The 18,705-nt window shown below is 38.5% G+C and carries 15 protein-coding genes and 1 pseudogene; 5 read left to right on the top strand and 11 right to left on the bottom strand.

The genetic code is table 11. The features are described from left to right. A pseudogene (locus I3259_RS03695) lies at positions 1–494 on the bottom strand (IS1595-like element ISPma1 family transposase); the annotation flags it as partial. 199 nt (positions 495–693) lie between these two features. On the opposite strand from I3259_RS03695, the gene I3259_RS03690 reads away from it, so the two are divergent. Beyond that, positions 694–1,587 (top strand): hypothetical protein, encoded by an 894-nt coding sequence (locus tag I3259_RS03690; protein WP_238028378.1) that lies wholly within the window; start codon positions 694–696, stop codon positions 1,585–1,587. Between the two features lie 68 nt (positions 1,588–1,655). Here the strand turns inward: I3259_RS03690 and udp are convergent, their stop codons facing one another. The 8 genes from udp to I3259_RS03650 all read right to left on the bottom strand — a co-directional run bounded on the left by udp (position 1,656) and on the right by I3259_RS03650 (position 12,712). Continuing rightward, a complete protein-coding gene (gene udp, locus I3259_RS03685) occupies positions 1,656–2,423 on the bottom strand; it encodes a uridine phosphorylase (RefSeq protein WP_238028377.1) in 768 nt (255 codons plus the stop codon). A 393-nt stretch (positions 2,424–2,816) separates the two neighbouring features. Further along, on the bottom strand, positions 2,817–5,405 hold the full coding sequence (locus tag I3259_RS03680) for a zinc/cadmium/mercury/lead-transporting ATPase (protein WP_238028376.1): 2,589 nt from the start codon (positions 5,403–5,405) through the stop codon (positions 2,817–2,819). Between the two features lie 128 nt (positions 5,406–5,533). Further along, on the bottom strand, positions 5,534–6,007 hold the full coding sequence (locus I3259_RS03675) for a response regulator (protein ID WP_238028375.1): 474 nt from the start codon (positions 6,005–6,007) through the stop codon (positions 5,534–5,536). Between the two features lie 10 nt (positions 6,008–6,017). Next, positions 6,018–7,343: an ATP-binding protein gene (locus I3259_RS03670; RefSeq protein ID WP_238028374.1), complete on the bottom strand. Its 1,326-nt coding sequence runs from the start codon at positions 7,341–7,343 to the stop codon at positions 6,018–6,020. Between the two features lie 36 nt (positions 7,344–7,379). Further along, the gene (locus I3259_RS03665) at positions 7,380–8,795 is read right to left on the bottom strand and encodes an SLC13 family permease (protein ID WP_238028373.1); all 1,416 of its coding nucleotides are present in this window, start codon (positions 8,793–8,795) and stop codon (positions 7,380–7,382) included. Between the two features lie 330 nt (positions 8,796–9,125). Continuing rightward, entirely contained in the window at positions 9,126–10,643 is a 1,518-nt protein-coding gene (locus I3259_RS03660; protein WP_238028384.1) for an MATE family efflux transporter, read from the bottom strand. A gap of 108 nt (positions 10,644–10,751) precedes the next feature. Continuing rightward, entirely contained in the window at positions 10,752–11,168 is a 417-nt protein-coding gene (locus tag I3259_RS03655; RefSeq protein WP_238028372.1) for a CBS domain-containing protein, read from the bottom strand. 227 nt (positions 11,169–11,395) lie between these two features. Further along, the gene (locus I3259_RS03650; protein ID WP_238028371.1) at positions 11,396–12,712 is read right to left on the bottom strand and encodes a DUF945 family protein; all 1,317 of its coding nucleotides are present in this window, start codon (positions 12,710–12,712) and stop codon (positions 11,396–11,398) included. 213 nt (positions 12,713–12,925) lie between these two features. Here I3259_RS03650 and I3259_RS03645 point away from each other — a divergent pair, with 213 nt between their 5' ends. Further along, positions 12,926–13,918 carry a 2-hydroxyacid dehydrogenase gene (locus I3259_RS03645; RefSeq protein WP_238028370.1) on the top strand — a complete coding sequence of 331 codons (993 nt, stop codon included), beginning with the start codon at positions 12,926–12,928 and terminating at the stop codon, positions 13,916–13,918. A gap of 80 nt (positions 13,919–13,998) precedes the next feature. Here the strand turns inward: I3259_RS03645 and dsdC are convergent, their stop codons facing one another. Continuing rightward, entirely contained in the window at positions 13,999–14,904 is a 906-nt protein-coding gene (gene dsdC / locus I3259_RS03640; RefSeq protein WP_238028369.1) for a DNA-binding transcriptional regulator DsdC, read from the bottom strand. 88 nt (positions 14,905–14,992) lie between these two features. Then, positions 14,993–15,592, bottom strand: coding sequence for a TfoX/Sxy family DNA transformation protein (locus tag I3259_RS03635; RefSeq protein ID WP_238028368.1), 600 nt, complete (start codon positions 15,590–15,592; stop codon positions 14,993–14,995). A 305-nt stretch (positions 15,593–15,897) separates the two neighbouring features. Between I3259_RS03635 and I3259_RS03630 the strand changes: the two genes are divergently transcribed. The 3 genes from I3259_RS03630 to I3259_RS03620 all read left to right on the top strand — a co-directional run bounded on the left by I3259_RS03630 (position 15,898) and on the right by I3259_RS03620 (position 18,654). Continuing rightward, positions 15,898–16,485, top strand: a complete 588-nt coding sequence (locus I3259_RS03630) for an LON peptidase substrate-binding domain-containing protein (protein WP_238028367.1) — start codon at positions 15,898–15,900, stop codon at positions 16,483–16,485. A gap of 123 nt (positions 16,486–16,608) precedes the next feature. Further along, entirely contained in the window at positions 16,609–17,532 is a 924-nt protein-coding gene (locus I3259_RS03625; protein WP_238028366.1) for an HDOD domain-containing protein, read from the top strand. A gap of 222 nt (positions 17,533–17,754) precedes the next feature. Continuing rightward, on the top strand, positions 17,755–18,654 hold the full coding sequence (locus I3259_RS03620; RefSeq protein WP_238028365.1) for a lysine exporter LysO family protein: 900 nt from the start codon (positions 17,755–17,757) through the stop codon (positions 18,652–18,654). Positions 18,655–18,705 lie beyond the last annotated feature (51 nt).

Here is an 18,705-nt window from a genome sequence, read left to right as displayed (position 1 = left end):
AAAGGTGTTTTACCTTTGGCACCACGTCCTCGCTTTCCTTTTTGTTTACCTCCAATATATGCATCATCCAATTGCACGATATTGCCTAACTTTCGATTATCATCATGCTCTTTCATCACTTGCATGAGCTTATGTTTTATTCGCCATGCTGCGTTATAAGAAACCCCTAATTTACGCTTTAGCTCTAATGCTGAAATACTGTTTTTATCTTGCGTGATGAGATAAATAGCTAAAAACCAAGTAGTTAACGGTAATTTTGAATGAGAAAATAAAGTACCTGCCGTCAATGATGTCTGATGGTGACACTTATTACATTGATATAATGACCGTGATTTAAGTTCACAATAACTTTTAGAAGCACAGTTAGGGCAAACGTAACCATTTTTCCATCGAATATTAAATAAACGCTCTCTACATTGCATTTCTGTCCCATACATTTGCATAAATTCGGGTATAGAAAAGCCTTTCTGAAATTGGATTGAATTCTTAGGCATAACGTCACTCCTATACTTCAATATTTTGAAGTATAGGAGATAATTTAACAGTAGCTGTTAAATAGTGGTAATCAGGTATAGTAATAACAATGGAAAGAACCACTGGAATTTAATTTGCTCTTGTATGGATTGGTTGACCGTATCAATAAGACACTTGTAGCACGCTCCAGAACTAGATGAAAATATTGATGTTCGTGTCATGCAGATGTTCTCTCTAATATCATCAATCGATCTTGTTTCTGAGTCTATAGCACAACTGCATCGTGTATTTATAAATCCCAAAACAGTACCTTTCTCGGGAGAGAGAATCTGCTTTTCACAACGAATATTTGATGAAGATGATAACAGTTACTTTAAATCGATAAGAGCGTCATTCGGAGCTCACCCTGTAAACCTTAACCAATCGACTTCTAAAAGATTTGCAAGCTGGCCATTTGATAGCTACTCCAATGAAGGAGAACTTACCGTCCATCTATATAGTAATAAATTAGATGAAGATGATTTAGTTATGAACCTTAATTCAAAAGAGCTCATGCTATTTCTTATTACCAGATACAACTACTTAGATGTAATTTCTAAAAAAATTAATACGTTATATGATGATTTCAAGAAAAAGTTATCACTGCAACGCATTGAGACTAAAGATAATTTCATTGAACAATTATATATTTTAAAAATCGAATCAACCAAAAGACTTAACAATGATTACTACAATGATGTTATTTCCAATCTGATCACAATTTTTGAAAATGATATACATCAGCAAGAACTTGAAATAATGTTTGAAGATTACAAAAAAGCACTTGTACCTCTCATCTATGAAATAAAAGATAATCTTCAATCCATGAATATAGTAGATTTAGAGTATGCATCTCTTCTATCACCACGTTCAGATTTCAGCCGCAAAGTCAGTTACGAGTTAGGCAAGTTTTACACTTGGATTAACAGTAGTAAATATGATCCACTAGCTGATTATTATTTAGATAGATTTAATAGCGAAACAAATTTCAAATATCACTTTAGTAATAACGACTCATCAAACTGCTTATTTATTAAAGCTAAACTAATGCTATTCAATCAACGTCTTGATTAATCATTTATCTCAAATAAAAAGCCGCTCCGAAGAGCGGCTTTCTCATATATCCTTTAAATAATTAAATCTTATTCAGCTAGCATTTTACGTGCTGCTTCTACCACGATCTTAATTGATTTCGCTTCTGTTTCTTTTAGCGTTGCGTGATCTGGGATCTCTTTTTGCGTACGGTTAATAATAACGCCAGCTACACAACCCGCACGTAAGCCAGAGCTTGCACACATAGTTAATAGCGTTGCTGATTCCATTTCAAAGTTAAGCACGCCCATTTCTTGCCACTCTTTCATTGAGCCTTGGAAACGACGAACTACGCGACCTGAGAATGTGTCGTAACGCTCTTGACCTGGGTAAAACGTATCACTTGATGCAGTCACACCCGTGTGTACAACGGCATTCGCTTCATCACATGCTTGCTTCATCGCTGTTGCTACGTTGAAATCAGCAACAGCTGGGAATTCCATTGGGGCGAAATGCAGACTTGCACCATCTAAACGTACAGAGCCTGTCGTTACAATCATGTCGCCTGGGTTGATGTTAGGCTGAATTGCACCTGTTGTACCCACACGTAGGAAGGTTGTTACACCTAACTGTGCTAATTCTTCAACAGCAATAGAGGTTGATGGACCACCGATACCCGTTGAACACACAACTACTGATTTACCGTCTAATTTAGCGCGAAATACGGTGTATTCACGAGAGCTTGCTAAAAACTCAGGGTTATCCATTAAGTTTGCAATTTTCTCAACACGTGCAGGATCACCGGGAATAATCGCTAATTCTGCACCATTAAGATCAGCTTTATTAACACCTAAGTGGAAGACTTTATTATCAGACATAATGTTACCCTTTAATTTAAACAGCTCTGTTGTAGGTTCAGAGTGATTCTTATGAGTTATTACTATTTTAATCAATTTTTTGATAGAAAGAGTCAAACATACTGCAACATGCTCTATCAAAAACACGTGGTAACAATAACCAATGATTCAATTACTTTTAGTGAGCGTTATCACACCAATAAAAAGCAATTGAAAAATTTGTTACACAAAAGTCTGATTTTAATCACACGTAAACGATATCTTATTGCCGGAATCACAAAATTCGTTTTCTCACGCATGTACTCTTTACTCTGTTTTCCTGCCTCATAGCGAAAAAAACGGCATGACAAACAATACATCATTGTTCGTATCATGCCGTTTAAACTAATCACTAATGCTCAGAGCGATTAGTTTTTACTTTTCGCTTTGCGGTTTAAAGCGTAATAAACGTAATGCATTCAGTGTTACTAACGCTGTTGCACCACTGTCAGCAAGTACTGCAACCCAAAGTCCTGTGAAACCAAATAAGGTTGTGACAAGGAACACTGCTTTTAAACCTAATGCTAAGCTGATGTTTTGACGAATATTGCTCAATGTTGCACGAGATAATTCAATCATCACTGGCAGTTCAGAAACACGGTTATGGGTAATGGCTGCATCGGCAGTTTCTAGTGCTACATCTGTACCACCGCCCATCGCAACACCAATTGTTGCTGTTTTCATTGCTGGTGCATCGTTAATACCATCACCCACCATGGCAACAGAATGTAACTCACTTAACTTGCGAACCTCTGTCACTTTGTCTTCAGGTAATAGCCCTGCGCGGAAATCAATATTGATCTCTTTAGCAATTGCAACTGCAGCACGTGGGTTATCACCCGTTAGCATCACTGAATTTACGCCAATGCTTTTCAGCTGAGTGATCGCCTCTAAAGCATCACTGCGTAAATTATCACGCCATGCAACTAAGCCCACAGCTTGCTGATTACGAACGGCTACCACCAACGTTTTACCTTCACTTTCTAGATCTAACGCTTGCTGTTGCTGGTTATCAGTTAGCACAATTTGCTCTGGTAGGCGATCGGCAGCACATAACATAAAGTTATCGCCTTCGGTAACACCTTGAATACCACGTCCTGCTAATGCTTCGCGATTTTCAGCTTCGACCACAGGTAATGATTTTTCTAACGCTAAATTCACTACTGCGGTTGCTAATGGGTGTAACGAGCCTGACTCAACGGCTGCAGCTTGACGTAATAATTGATCAGGATTGTTATCCCAGCTAATTAAGTCCGTCACTACAGGTTTACCTTCAGTTAGCGTACCTGTTTTATCAAACGCGACAGTTTCAACATGACCAAGTTGTTCTAAGGCAGCACCACCTTTGATTAATGCACCGCGACGCGCTGCTGCCGCTAAACCTGAAGTGATCGCTGCTGGCGTTGAAATAACAAGTGCACAAGGACAGGCAATAAGTAATAGCGCTAGACCTTTATAAATCCACTCATCCCATGATTGACCAAATACAAGCGGCGGAATAATGATAACAAGTGTTGCTAGTAGCATCATTGCCGGAGTGTACCAACGGCTGAATTTATCAATAAAACGCTCTAGCGGTGCTTTACGTGATTCTGCATCTTCAATGAGATGAAGAATACGGTCGATCGCATTTTCACCTTGCGCAGACACAATCGTTAATCGAACCACTTTGTCTGATGCCATGCTACCAGCCATGACTTTCTGGCCTGGTGTTCGTTCAACAGGTACCGATTCCCCTGTTAGTGCGCTTTCATCAAAACTCGCAACGACATCTAAAACTTGGCCGTCAGCAGGTAAACGCTCGCCGGGTACCACTTCAATTACATCACCAGGTTTTAATTCGCTTGCTGGAACTTTTTTCTTCTCACCATTTGGCAGCACGACATTGGCATCTTCAGGCACCAAGTCCATTAACGCTTTTACACCACTTCGCGCTCGTGATGCGGCATACCCTTCTAATTGCTCACCAATTAAAAACAGTAAAATCACCATTGCTGCTTCTGCAGTTTCACCTAAGTAAAGTGCACCAATAGCCGCAATACTCATTAATGTTTCAATCGAAAATGGTGAACCCGATTTACCTAAGCTAATGGCTTTTTTCACAATCGGCACTAAGCCAACAATTGTGGTTAAAGTAAATGCGGCTAATCCCCATGAATGAGAAACTTGGTTGATGAGGAAAGACACAAACATCATCGCTGAAATTACGATGACTTCAAGATGTTGTTGAATAAACGATTTTTTTGGTAAAGCTTCAGCAGCAGCGGCATTAGACACTAGGGTAAAACCTGTGGCTTTTGCTTTATCTTCAATTATTGTTTTTAATTTATCGTTATCAGCTTGCTGATTTTCCTGCATATTAACGATTAACTTTTCAGTCGCAAACATAACTTTTGCAGCTTCAACTTCAGCAAGACTTGAAATAGATTTTTCTAATTTAGCCGCACAGCTTGGACAGTCCATGCCAACAACTTTCCAACTAAATGTTTGACCATGAGCCGATTGTGCTAAAGACGCTTCAATCGCTTGATCTTGTTCTTTTGATGAGGTTGACGCTGAACAACAACTTTTTACTGAAGATGAATGACTTGAATGGTCATGTTTTAAATGCTGATGTTCTGACGCTACGTGCGTTGAATGAGCGTGATTAGATGTGCTGTCAATGCTTGTTGCACTTACAGAAGATACCGTAAAAGCAGATTGTTTTGTATTTGGATGAATGGCATCTATTGTTGATAGCTTTGCTGCATTAAGTACTTTGTCATTATTAGAAGAGCAACAGGAAGCAGGGCCGTCGGTATCAGATTCTCCACAACCTTCTGTGTGTTTTTGTACACTATCAGCTGGTGTTGATGAACAACACGTCGAGGATTCGCAAGATTCAACGGTAACTGTCACTTTTGTTACCGCTGTTGGTTTTGCAGCATGTACATGCGGTTTTTTATTATTACATTGAGCACACATAATCGTTCTCCTTGAGTGCTTTGATTATCTATTGCTAAATATAAACCTTGGAGTAATGTCTAAGGTCAACAAAAAAAGCCAAACTTTTATCGCTTGGCTTTATAATCAAATAACACAATAAAAACATATTAACGTAATCGACGTAATACTGTTGTATTGTCTAGTGCCTCACCCCACGCTTGATAATCGAACCCCATATCGAAAATGTATTCAGTCAACAGTGTTCTAACGCAATTTACGAGCGTGTCTGCATCCCACGGCTTTTCAAAGTAACTTTCAATACGTGCTTGGTTAATCGCAGCAATAGTATCTTGATGAGTAGCTTGCCCTGTCAGTAAAACTTTTTTAGTTTTGATAAAACGGCTATCGTTGGTCACATCAGTCAGTAGCTCTACGCCATTTTTACCCGGCATTATATGATCTGAAATCACCACACCAATATAATGTCCTTCAGCATCTAACTCATCCATCACAGCCAAAGCTTCATCACCTGAATCACACTCTTCTATAATAAAAGCCGATTGTAATGGTGACAGATCTTTTAATACCGCATTCAATACTTCTGGTTGATCATCAACACAGATAACGACTATTTTTTCCATAACTCATCCCTCAGAGTGTCGGTAGTTTGATCCTAAACGTCGTACGTTCTTCATCACTTTTCACCACTACCGTGCCGTCATAACTTTGTATGATCCGTTGTACAATTGATAAGCCCAAGCCTAAACCGAACGATAGCCCGCCTTTCTTGGTCGTAAAACTGGGTTGAAATATTTTGCGCCTTGTTGGTTCATCAATCATCGGCCCATTATTAGTAATAGTGACCAAAATTCTGTGCTTTACATACCGAGTTACAATTTCAATTTTCGGTGATGTTGTTTTCTCCATCGCATCACAGGCATTTTTAATAAGATTAACCCAAACCTGCACTAGCTCTGTTGAGCTTGCGTTAACCGGTGGCAATATCGCGGGTCGTAATATTACTTCTACTGGGCGTAAATTGCTTTGCAGTAAGGCTAATGATTTATGCAAGGTTTCATTAACGTCCACATCGGGTTGACGCGCATGATCACTGCCCCCTAATTGCTTTACTGATTTTACGATACTGGCAGAATGTTTAGCAGCTAAACGCATATCACGTAAATCACGGCCATAATCCCAATAACGTAATGCTTCATCTAGCTGAATAAACCATTGCTTAGGAACGTCACCTTGAGGAATGGCTTTCGCTAACGTTTTAGCGTGATCACGAGACAGATTATGTTGCTTCATTAACACCTTGGCCCGCTCTCGCACTTGTTGCGATCCCGTCGTTTGCCCAACATTAATTCCTTGAAGCATAAACGCCAGCATTTCGGGTTTGCTTGCTGAAACAAAATCAACAATGTCGGTCTGAATATTTTCTGTTTTACTGCTGATCACACCAATCGCATTATTCAGTTCATGTGCAATACCCGCCGCAAGTTGTCCAAGGGTTGTCATTTGCTCTGTGGCATAAAGCTTTTGCAGTGCTTTTTCTTTTTCAAGCGCTTCCATACCAGTAAGCATTTGCCGGCGTGCGAGTTCATGTACCATCACAGGCATGAACTGCTCCGCTAAAGAACCGTACTTTTCTGGCTCTTCCACTGGTGTTAGCAAATCAATCCAAGCAATTTCACTGTCTTTTTCTGCTACCACAGTCGTCGATGCCATTAATGTTTGTGCAAAAAAACTATGTACGCCAAAGAACATTCCTTCTTTAACAACAAAAACTTTTGCACTTAGACCATTCTCTTTATTTCTAAGATACCCCGACAACTCACCACGTTTAACCCAGTAAAGTTTATCGTTATAGTCATTCTGGCGTAGCACTTGCGTACCCGATGTAACAGACATCGTACGTTCAGAATCGCGAAAATACGTATCAATAATTCGCTTTAAGGCTTTTGGTTGAACCATAACCGTGTCCTTGTCTGAAAGTGATTGTATTCATACTTAAATATGGTCAATCAAATGCAATAACCAAATCATGGCAAAGCTAAGTACCACACCGACTACACCAATAATCACACCCACTTTAGCCATTTGATGACTTTCAACATGGCCTGTCGCATGAGCTAATGCATTGGGTGGTGTACTGATTGGTAGCGACATCCCCAGCGATGCGGCAAACGTCACCACGAGAATCAATGTCACTTCACCGCCAAGTGGGATAAGTGATGACATTGACATACCCAGTGCAGCCATAATTGGCATCAGTAAGTTAGCAGTCGCGGTATGGGACATAAAATTCGCCATCACTAGACACAACATTGCCGCGCCTACCAGAACTAAGTATGGTGAGAAACTATCAAACGGAATACTATTAACCACCAACTGAGCCAGCCCCGTTTTATCAAGCGCTAAGCCCAGTGCAATACCACCTGAAACTAACCACAGCACATCCCAAGAAATTTTCTTCAAATCTTCTTTATTAATAATGCCGGTTAACGAGAAAACCGCGACAGGAATGAGTGCCACGGTATAAGAATTCATGCCATGGGCTGACCCCATTAACCACAACACTATCGTAAGTGCAAAAGTCACATAAACCGTGATTGCTTTTGGTGTTTTAAGAAACTTACCTTGGATAGTTAATTCAATTTTTTCTTGCTTGGCTGGATAAATCGCATTAATTAAGAACCATGAAAAAACCAATAACACCGCAACAAATGGCACACCAAAGAACATCCATTCGCCAAAAGTGATCATGTTATCTTCTGATAAATATTTAAGTGCTATCGCATTAGGTGGTGTGCCAATTGGCGTGCCAATACCACCAATATTGGCAGCGACAGGTACACATAATGCAAACGCAATTTTACCCGGATCTTTCGCACCAAAAAGTGCTATTACTGGCGCTAAGATCGAAAGCATCATCGCTGTCGTGGCGGTATTTGACATAAACATTGAAAAAATAGCAGTGATCAGCATTAAACCAAACATCACATATTTAGGTTGATGCCCAAAAGGTTTCAGTAATACTCGCGCTAAGTTTACATCTAAACGGTATTTGGTTGCCGCCATCGCAAGAAAGAAACCACCCAAAAATAGCATAATAATAGGACTAGCAAACGTTGCCATAATGGAGTTGTAATCAAGTAGTTCGCCAAAATGTGGCTGACCGTGATCAATACGAAATAGGAACAATCCCTTATTAGAGAGTAGTAACAGTTCTAAGACGATGATCACAACAGAAGTAGCATAGATCGGGATAGGTTCGAGTACCCAGCACAACGCAGCTAATAAAAAGATAGCAATAACACGTTGCTGAATCACGGTTAGCCCTTCAATGGGGAACACAGAAGCAGGTAACAATAAAACAATTAAAGGCAACAAGATCGGTATGATGTAACGAAGACTTTGACGCATATAGCATTATTCCCTTAACAATAACTACGCCGTCACCTTTTTATTCCTAAAGTAAAAGATGAAGTTGAGTGGCTTAATCAAGATATCCGTCTCTAATACTTAGCGTAAGAACGCTGAATATTTTGATATAAAATCATGATTAGATGTAAGGTTATTTTGTAATGCTAATTGGCTAATTTCACCGCGTTAGATCAATAAAGCGGTGAAATTTAAGTTTTTTTGCAGAAAATGCGGTTGATAAACTCGACAGTTTTATCAACTTAATGAAACAAAAAAGACTAAAATAAAACCTCAATCACAAATACAAACAAGATGTGATGTAGGGCATGTTTATTTTTTATTTGTTTCATTTTTTGTATCATCAAGGTGTTCACTATTCAGTGCTTCTTCTAGTACCCCTTCGGTTCCCATATAAGTACGAGATGAGCAGAACGGTGTTACTGGCACAGATGGCGTTAATATTTCATTATCAGCCACATCTTGATGTTCATGCGCTAAGCCCATTTTCTTCACTTGTTTTAATACTAAGTAAAAACCCAGTAAACCAAAGACAACAGAGCCAACCGCTTGACCGATTAATACCCCACTCGCACCTGCAAGATGTCCTCCAATAAGTACAAAAGGGATCGTACCTATTGTTGCTTTCCCCATGTTCAATGCTGTTGACCATGTTGGACGATTGAGGTTGTTGAATGCTGCATTGGCAACAAAGAGTGCACCATTAAAAATAAAGGTCACCGCAATGAAGGTACAAAACACACCGACAATTTCTGCTGCATCTCCAGTTAAACTAAAGATAGCAATGAGCTGATTTTGTCCTAGCCATAGAACGATAGACACGAAAACACAATACACTGCAGTAAAGAGCATTGCATCACGTAGAATTTGTTGAATACGATCCCAGCGTTCAGCACCAAAGTTTTGCCCAATAATAGGGCCAACGGCACCTGATAACGAAAAAACTAAAGCAAAGCAGACTGGCATAATACGCCCGATAACGGCATAACCTGCCACAAAGCTCTCGCCAAATTGTGCGATATTACTGGTAACGACCGCATTACCAATAGGCGTCGCGGTATTGGTTAAAATAGCAGGAAACGCAATTTTAGCAATGGTTGGCATCGCCAGTTTAAACTGAGAAAAATCAGGTTTTGCTAATAATTTATGTTTATAAATAACAACATATAACGAGAAAATGGTCACAGCTAGGCGTGCAATAACTGAAGATATCGCAGCTCCTTGCATCCCCATTGAAAAACCAAAAATAAATAATGGATCAAGTACTGCATTCACACCACCGCCAATCAGTGTTGCCATCATTGAACGACGAGCATCACCCACACCACGCATTGCAGCGCCTGCAGCCATAGATACCGCCATTAACGGTGCGCTTGGCAATAGAATAATCAAATATTGACTAGCGGCCTCTGCGACATGCCCTTTTGCACCAATTGCATCAAGTAATAGAGGCAAGTTCCACAGCATAGCTGCAACCATTACAATACTAATAAAGACAGCAAACAACATGACATTCGTCGCCATGCTTTTGGCTTGTTCTCGATCATTTTTACCTAAAGCACGCGAGACAAGTGCGCCAGCTGCAATTGATGTCCCTATCGATATAGAGGTAGAAAAGAAGACTAACGTACCAGCAAAACCAATAGCTGCAGCCAGTTCAACTTCACCCAATAGGCTAATGAAAAACATGTCTAATAAGTCAACCAAAAACAGCGCCATCAAACCAATTGCTCCAGTTCCTGACATTACAACAATGTGCCGCATTGGTGAGCCTGTAACAAATTTTGCTTGTTGATTTTCTGGTACTTCTGTTGATGAGAGCTGCTTCACTGAAACCTCTATACCTTCTTTAATGGCTTGAATATCCATATTACAGCCAAAAAATAAAGGCGCTAATTAGCGCCTTTACATAATCAATTAAAACTTAAATATATAGTATTAAAGTGGATGTTTAAAGCTATCCCCTATTTGAGTACTGATAGCAGTAAGCACATCCCGACGCGTTATTACACCCAGTAATTGTCCATTATCAACCACAGGGTAAATCTTCGGTTTTTGCCCTGTCATAATTTGTGCTAATTCAATAATTGAATCATCACTCGATACTGTTAATACATCAGCTCGCATACAATCTTTCACAGTATGAGAGTCTTGACAATGATAGCCAACTTTCAATAATTTATGGATCATATCTTGCTCAGATAAAAAACCGATAACCTGCTTGTATTCATTGATAACAGGCCCACCAATTTGCTTCGCTGTCAGCAACTTGTCGAGTGCTACAGATAATGACATTGATTCACTAAATGTCACTGGGCGGACATTCATATAATCTTTTACTTTTAATGATTCCATGTATCCCCCAAAATTACCTTTGAGTATATTCACCTGACAAGCTTTATGATTATTATTGATAGCTAAAAACCTGTCCCCTAATACAAGTAAAGTCTATTTCTTCAAAATTACTAAATTAGAATTTGTATTTTTATCAACACTTAAGGGGATTTGACTCACATTTAATACACTGATCTAAAAAGCGCCTCAAAATGAGAGACGCTTTTCCATTAAGCAAATGTTTATTATTAATGCATCATCAACATAGAGAGCATCGCTAGCGGGATTTTCAGACCTGAACCAAAGACAAGCTGTGAGCCTTCCACTTTTACAGTTAATTTATAGCTATCTTGATCTTCTGTAATGATTTTCTGTTGTAATAGCTCAGGTACTTTTGCTACTAATAATGGCTCATTAGCAACAAAGGCTTTCGGCATTACAATATTAATATTACCCATCAATATATTAGGTAATGCAGCTAGATTCTCTGATGCACGTGCTAAACCCGGTTTAAGTTCAAGTAAAAGTGATGCATTCACTTTCCCCTGCTGTGTCATCATGCTCAAATCAGATAAATCAACAGTAGCGCCTTTTGCAACTAATAGATCCAGCGCCAGCATTGCATCTTTCATTTGCGCTTGTTGTTGCTCTACCGTAGTAGATTCTTCCATTACCGCTAAACGGCTAATCGCTTTATAATTAAGATCTTTGAGTGCTAGTGCAAAATTAAAATCTGTATATTGCTGACCATCAAGCGTCACAATTTTCTTAATTGAAATATTATTCGTATTTGTTACTTGCTGCGTTTCTTCTGTTGGTGACTTCTCGTCTTTTGGCTGACTTAACGCATTTTTCATCATCACACTCATGCCTTCTAACTCAACATGATGCTGATTATCTGCCGATGCAAAATTTGCTTTACCTAAGTTGAATGTCTGATCACCAATCCAGAAGTTACCCTGCATTTGACCACTACCTTTACCTTCAAAGGCATTCACTTGCATCGTTTCACCACTGTCTGTTTTCACATCTAAAGAGGGTAACGTATAGTTAAAATCACCTGCACCATCAGCATTTGCACTACCAGTTAATACAAAAGCTTGGCTTTTTATAAATGCGCCCGACTGATCATAGTTAATCGGATTAATCGTCATCGTAAAATCGGTATTTCCCGTCAAAGATGAATCGGTCACTAAGGTGATCGGTTGAACATTTTCACCCCAAATACTACTGATCAATGGCGCGACTTGTTTATCAATTTCTAATTCACTGCTCGACTTAACACCTAAAAATCCGTTTTTAATATGATGCTTAACTAACCACGTAGTTGGTAAGCCTTCCTCTTCAAATGTTGTTTTTAAGGTATCTTTTAATTCAATACGCGAGACTGCATCAGAAGAAAGATAACCGCGCTCAAAACTTTGATTCGTAATGGTCATATAAGGGCTGTGATAATTTTTAATCGCCCCCATGTATAAACTTTGACCTATTTGTCCTGTGGCTAATGGCCAACAAAGGATCACGGCAACCGCACCCGCTCCTGCTACAACGTTCTTCAACAACATATTGAATCCTGATTAATAAATTTAAGTGCAAATATATGACTATATCATCAACTTTTTAAAGGGCTGACGTCAACTAGAACTCACTGATAACAAAGAAATCAGATCATCTTTGCAATGTCTCTTTTTAATACTTTTCCTATCAATACCAGAGTATTTTGATATGGTATTAACAGCACAAAATATAACAATGAATAAATAAGGTAATTTAGTCTGATGAAAATAGCTCTATTTAGCTCAAAAAAGTACGACCAAGAATCTTTTTCTAAAGTAAATAAATCCTTTAATCATGATATTACTTACTTCGATTTCCCGCTGAACCTACAAACAGCGAAAATGAGTGAAGGGTTTGATGCTGTTTGTGCATTTGTTAATGATGATCTTAGTGCGCCTGTCTTAAAGTGCTTAGCCAAGCAAGGTGTAAAAGTCATTGCAATGCGATGTGCTGGCTACGATCTTGTTGATTTAGAGGAAGCTAAAAAACTGGGTCTACAAATTGTACGTGTTCCCGCTTATTCTCCTGAGTCTATTGCAGAACATACCTTAGGCTTAATGTTGAGCCTTAATCGCCATATTCATCGTGCTTACCAACGTACACGCGATGCAAATTTTTCACTTGATGGTTTAACAGGATACAACTTCCATGGTAAAACCGTCGGTGTCGTAGGTACAGGCAAAATTGGTTTAGCGACGATTCGTATTTTAAAAGGCTTTGGCATGAATATTCTTGCCTTTGACCCATACCCAAATCCCGCTGCGATTGAATTAGGGGTAACTTATACCAGTCTTGATGAAATCTATCGTTTATCGGATGTTATTACTCTGCACTGTCCGATGTCGAAGGAAAACTATCATATGTTAAATCAACACGCCTTTGACAAAATGAAAGATGGCGTAATGATCATTAATACCAGCCGTGGTGGTTTAATTAAATCAAGTGATGCTATTGAAGCGTTGAAATCACAACGAATTGGTGCGTTGGGTGTTGATGTGTATGAAAATGAAAAAGATTTATTCTTCCAAGATAAGTCGAATGATGTAATTCAAGATGATGTATTCCGTCGTTTATCATCTTGCCACAACGTACTTTTCACAGGACACCAAGCCTTTTTAACGGAAGAAGCTTTGGGCAATATTGCTGAAACTACGCTGCAAAATCTGTCTGATTTTGAGCAAGGTAAAGTCTCAGGAAATGAAGTGCTAGATTAATAAATAGTGCCGCTAAATATAAAAAATTTAGCGGCATTTTTCTTTATGATATTGATTGTAAAAATAACACTCAGCTAATCTTAACCAATCTCACTGAATAACCAATCACTAAAGGCTTTTATTTTAGGGGTATTTTGCATGTTATGCCGACATACAACATAATAACTAAATGGTGATAGTGCCATCATATCAAAAGGCGTAACTAACCGTTTTTCTACTAACCTTTCAGCAATAAATGAATGCCTCCCCATTGCAATACCAATCCCACATTCAGCCGCTTGTAAAGCCAGATCTGAACGATCAAATGTACATTCAGATTCAGGTAATTGCGTACCGTATTGTTCAGCCCATAATTGCCACTCATCATTACGTCCCGCTCTTGCCCACGGCGCAGCATCATGGAGCAATAAACATTCCATTAGACCTTCTGGATTATCATAAAGATCATTTGCAATAGCATAATCATGACTACACACTGGCTGCATCGCTTCATCCATTAATTTACACGAATGCAAACCTTGATATTCCCCTTTGCCAAAATAAATTGCGCAATCAAAACTTTCCGTTTGAAAATCGACAAGTTCATTACGAGTACGTAAATGAATACGTAACATTGGGTAGAGATCAATAAAAGACTTTAAGCGGGGTAATAACCAAGTTTGAGCAAAGGTTGGCGGTACAGAAATATTGATGTCACCGCTCAGTTCAACATTTTTCAAATCACGAATTTCGTGTGCTATATCACCAAAGTTAGCGGCGAGCACTTGTTTTAAACGAAATCCCTCATCAGTAAGTATGAGTTTGCGGGGCTGACGAATAAAAAGCTGGACGCCTAATGCTTCTTCAAGATTTTTTATTTTATGGCTAACCGCACTTTGAGTTAAAAATAAAGCTTCAGCCGCACGTGTGAAGCTCATTTGTTCAGCTGCTATAAGAAAGCAATGTAAGCCAGAAAGTACAGAACCAGAAAGGTTAGATAGTTGCATAATACCGCCACATTAAAAATCTAGTAGCAAGCATAACAAGAAAATGATCGGGGCTCAGCTATAAATGCGAGTCCCCGAATAGTGTCAACTAATTAGCCATACTACGGTATTGCTCAAGCAAGCCTGATTTATACTCGTCAGTTAATAATTGCCAGTGACAACCTTTGACTGCCCCCGCAAAAATCCATAACAAATTACGATTGACTTCTTCTCCATGGTGTTCGCATACTTTACGATAAACATTAACAGCACCCAACTCTAGAAAAGTAGGTACATCTAATACACCTGTTCGTTTCACCATTCTTTCAAGCGTTAATCGCATATTGGGTAAATCACGCAAACGTTTATTAGCACCAGACTGCTTAAATGCCTTATCTTTACATGAAAACTCAATCGATTTAGCGACTAATTGATTACAAACCTGCGGGTCTTTTTCTAAAAGATCTCTTATTTCGTAATAATTAACTGTAGCCGTTTTGCTTTTCTTAATATGTTTAAATTTCGCACAACCTAATTTTATTAACTCAGGATCCAGTTTTTCGCCACCTCGAATATACATAGAAGCTGGCGTTACGATCGCAAACATCGCACCATCTATAAATACCCCGGTCCCCCCAAACATGGATCGCTTTTCTTGTTCTCCGAATTTGTTTAAATAATTTAAATAATCTTCCTTTGGTGATGTCACAACTAATTCTCCATAATGCGGTAATAATCAATTATTCCAAACACGTCAAATAACCTAGCCAAACAACAGATTAGATTGTTAATTATTCGACAAAGCAATTGTATGCTTTTACCCATTACGGATTAAATAAGTAGCAAGCAAATATGAGATTACTCGCATATTTTTTGTCGAAAAATAATGTAATCAAACTAGATTTGCAGCATTTATCACGCAAGAATCAATAATGAATTGCATATCTATCATCATTATTATCAGTGACGACTATCTTTAAGATATTTACAGTAATAAGAGTATACGCTGGAGCCATGAAAAAAATCCCATTGTTTCCAAACGCAAACCACATTCTTCCAGATGGAAGGACTCAGCTAAAGATTGCGCAAGCCCATCATATTCGTATGGTGAAAGAAGCTCTTATTTATAAAAAAGGGTTTGTCATGGCCATGATAGATAGCGAACGAGAACACAGTGAAGTTAAAGATGTTCCCGCATTAAGTACGCACGTTAAAATCATAGACTTTAACCGACTCGAAGGAGATTTATTAGGGGTTACAGTAGAAGGTATCGATCTTTTAAAAATAGAACAAATTAAGATTGAGGATGATAAACTTTTAGTGGCTGAATGTATGCCTTATAACAATTGGGCTCCCTCTCAAACAACGACAAGTAACCAATGCTTAGCTCAACGACTAAAACAGCTTTATTCTTCTCAACCGGAGATAGGGAATTTATACCCAACCCCATTATTTGATGATATGACATGGGTCTGTCAACGCTGGTTAGAAGTACTACCAATAGAAGTAAAATATAAGCAAATGCTGATTCATCAGAAAACACCCCACCTGGCCATTCGTTTTTTAATTAAGTTACTTCAAGATAAAAATTTGAACCATTAATGGGATTAATGTCATTTATTTTTAATTTATAAGCTACTCACTTCAAAGAAATTACCTGACTAACTACTCGATAAAGTTATGAAACGATAGAATTTCGTTATTGTTTTATAATATTAGTTTTACATGTCACATTTATCTTTTTTTTGGTTAAAACATAGCCGTGATCATCAAATAAAAGCGTTAGAGTCTGAGTTTTGTAACTTAGTAAAGCAATCTGCGCAGCAAAATAAGCTGGAGCTTCCTCCTATTCCTGATGTGCTAATAAAGCTCCATCAATTATGTAATGATGATGAAACGACTATTCATGACGTGGCTGATTTATTGCTTGATGATCCAGCCTTAACCGCAACCATTATTAGAACATCAAATACAGTATTGTTTAACCGACGTAATGTTATCTGTAACGATCTTCTTACTGCGGTCTCTCGTCTTGGGCTGTTACGGGTACGCGATATTGCCACCGCCCAAGCAATTACTGAATTACGAAAAGTACAAACTGAAAATCTGGCATGTAATCAATTACTCAGTCAAAGTGCGATTCGATCACGTCAATTTGCTGGTACGATGGCACTCATTTGTCAAAGCTTAATAAAGCACAGCGAAAAGCCCTTAAAAATAGAACCAGAAAAAGCATTATTAACAGGATTACTGGCCGATATTGGTGTCTTCAGTTTAATCTACGAATATCTGAATTATATTGAAAACGATAATTATCTAGATATTGATATTGCGAAATATATCTTCCAAGAAACCTGTAAAAAAACAAGTTTGATCGTATTAAAAGAATGGGGATTTGATAATGACTATCTTGAAATCGCCTCTAATAAACGACAGCCTTATGGTAATAATAACGATACATTGAGTTATCTTGATATTGCACGTATGGCACACCACTTATTGTTATTTAAAAATAACGATGATGCTATTGACGAAAATGATGTTGAGCTTGATCTTGTAGGAGCGGAAGTCATGTATGAATTAACGAACTTACCTACTCACGAATTTAACCAACGAGTGAAAAACGTCGTCCGTGAAAGTGGATTTTGATCTCATACCCATCACTTTTCAACTAGAAAAAAGAAGGTGATGGGAATATCTCCTTTCAGCAATTCCTACTCGACTATATACTCCTTCTTTATCACTATGTTACATTAACTTTCTGTTAAAAATGTAAACAACTGAATTCATTTTTGCTGGTTACCTTGTGTTACATAACCAAATCATCTAGCGAATAAATCACCTACTCTCTGAATATATTTAAGGACTAATATGTTGTCTGGGATTTTACTTATCTTTTTGCCGCTAATCATTGGCTACCTCATCCCTCTTCATAATAAAAAGCATCTTGACTTTATTAATGCTCAAACTAGCCGCTTAGTCTTAGTAATTTTGACATTAATGGGATTAAGCTTAGCTGCGCTAGATAATCTCAGCCAAAACTTAAACCAAATTCTTATCTACACCACAACATTTTTCATCGCAATCAGTGTATGTAACCTAGCAGCATTACCCTTTTTAGACCGTTTATGGCCAACCCAAACGATTGATGGACACCATCATTTACCAATGACAAAAATGATGATGGAATCGATTAAGTTGGTTTTTGTCGTTGCTGCAGGGTTGATAATCGGCCTATTACTGAATGTCGATTTATCATGGGTTGATCAGGCCAGTGAAGCGATTCTACTTCTTCTGCTTTTCTTTATTGGGATCCAACTGCGTAACAGTGGTATGACACTCAAACAAATCGTGCTAAACAAAAAAGGCATCATTATTGCGGCAGTGATCATCGTGACTTCGTTTATTGGTGGGATCATCGCAGCACTAATTCTTGATATTCCCATTACTCACGGTTTAGCTATGGCTTCGGGATTTGGTTGGTATTCGCTAGCCGGTATTTTGATTGGTGACGGTTTAGGCAGTGTATTTGGTGGTGCCGCTTTTCTTAATGAGCTACTACGTGAAATACTTGCGCTTATGCTGATCCCACTACTTATTCATCGCTATCCTAATACTGCAATTGGTTATGCAGGAGCTACAGCAATGGACTTTACTTTACCAGTGATCCAAAACACGGGTGGCGTGCGTTGTGTACCGATTGCCATTGTGAGCGGCTTTATTCTTAGCTTGCTTGTTCCTGTCTTTATTCTATTTTTCTTATCTCTCTAATTCTCCATAAATACAGATATAAAAAAACCGCAGCTTTTGCTGCGGTTTCCA

The sequence above is a fragment of the Photobacterium sp. Ph5 genome, from assembly GCF_022129445.1.
Classification (GTDB): domain Bacteria; phylum Pseudomonadota; class Gammaproteobacteria; order Enterobacterales; family Vibrionaceae; genus Photobacterium.
This window is presented reverse-complemented; position numbering and strand designations above follow the sequence as displayed.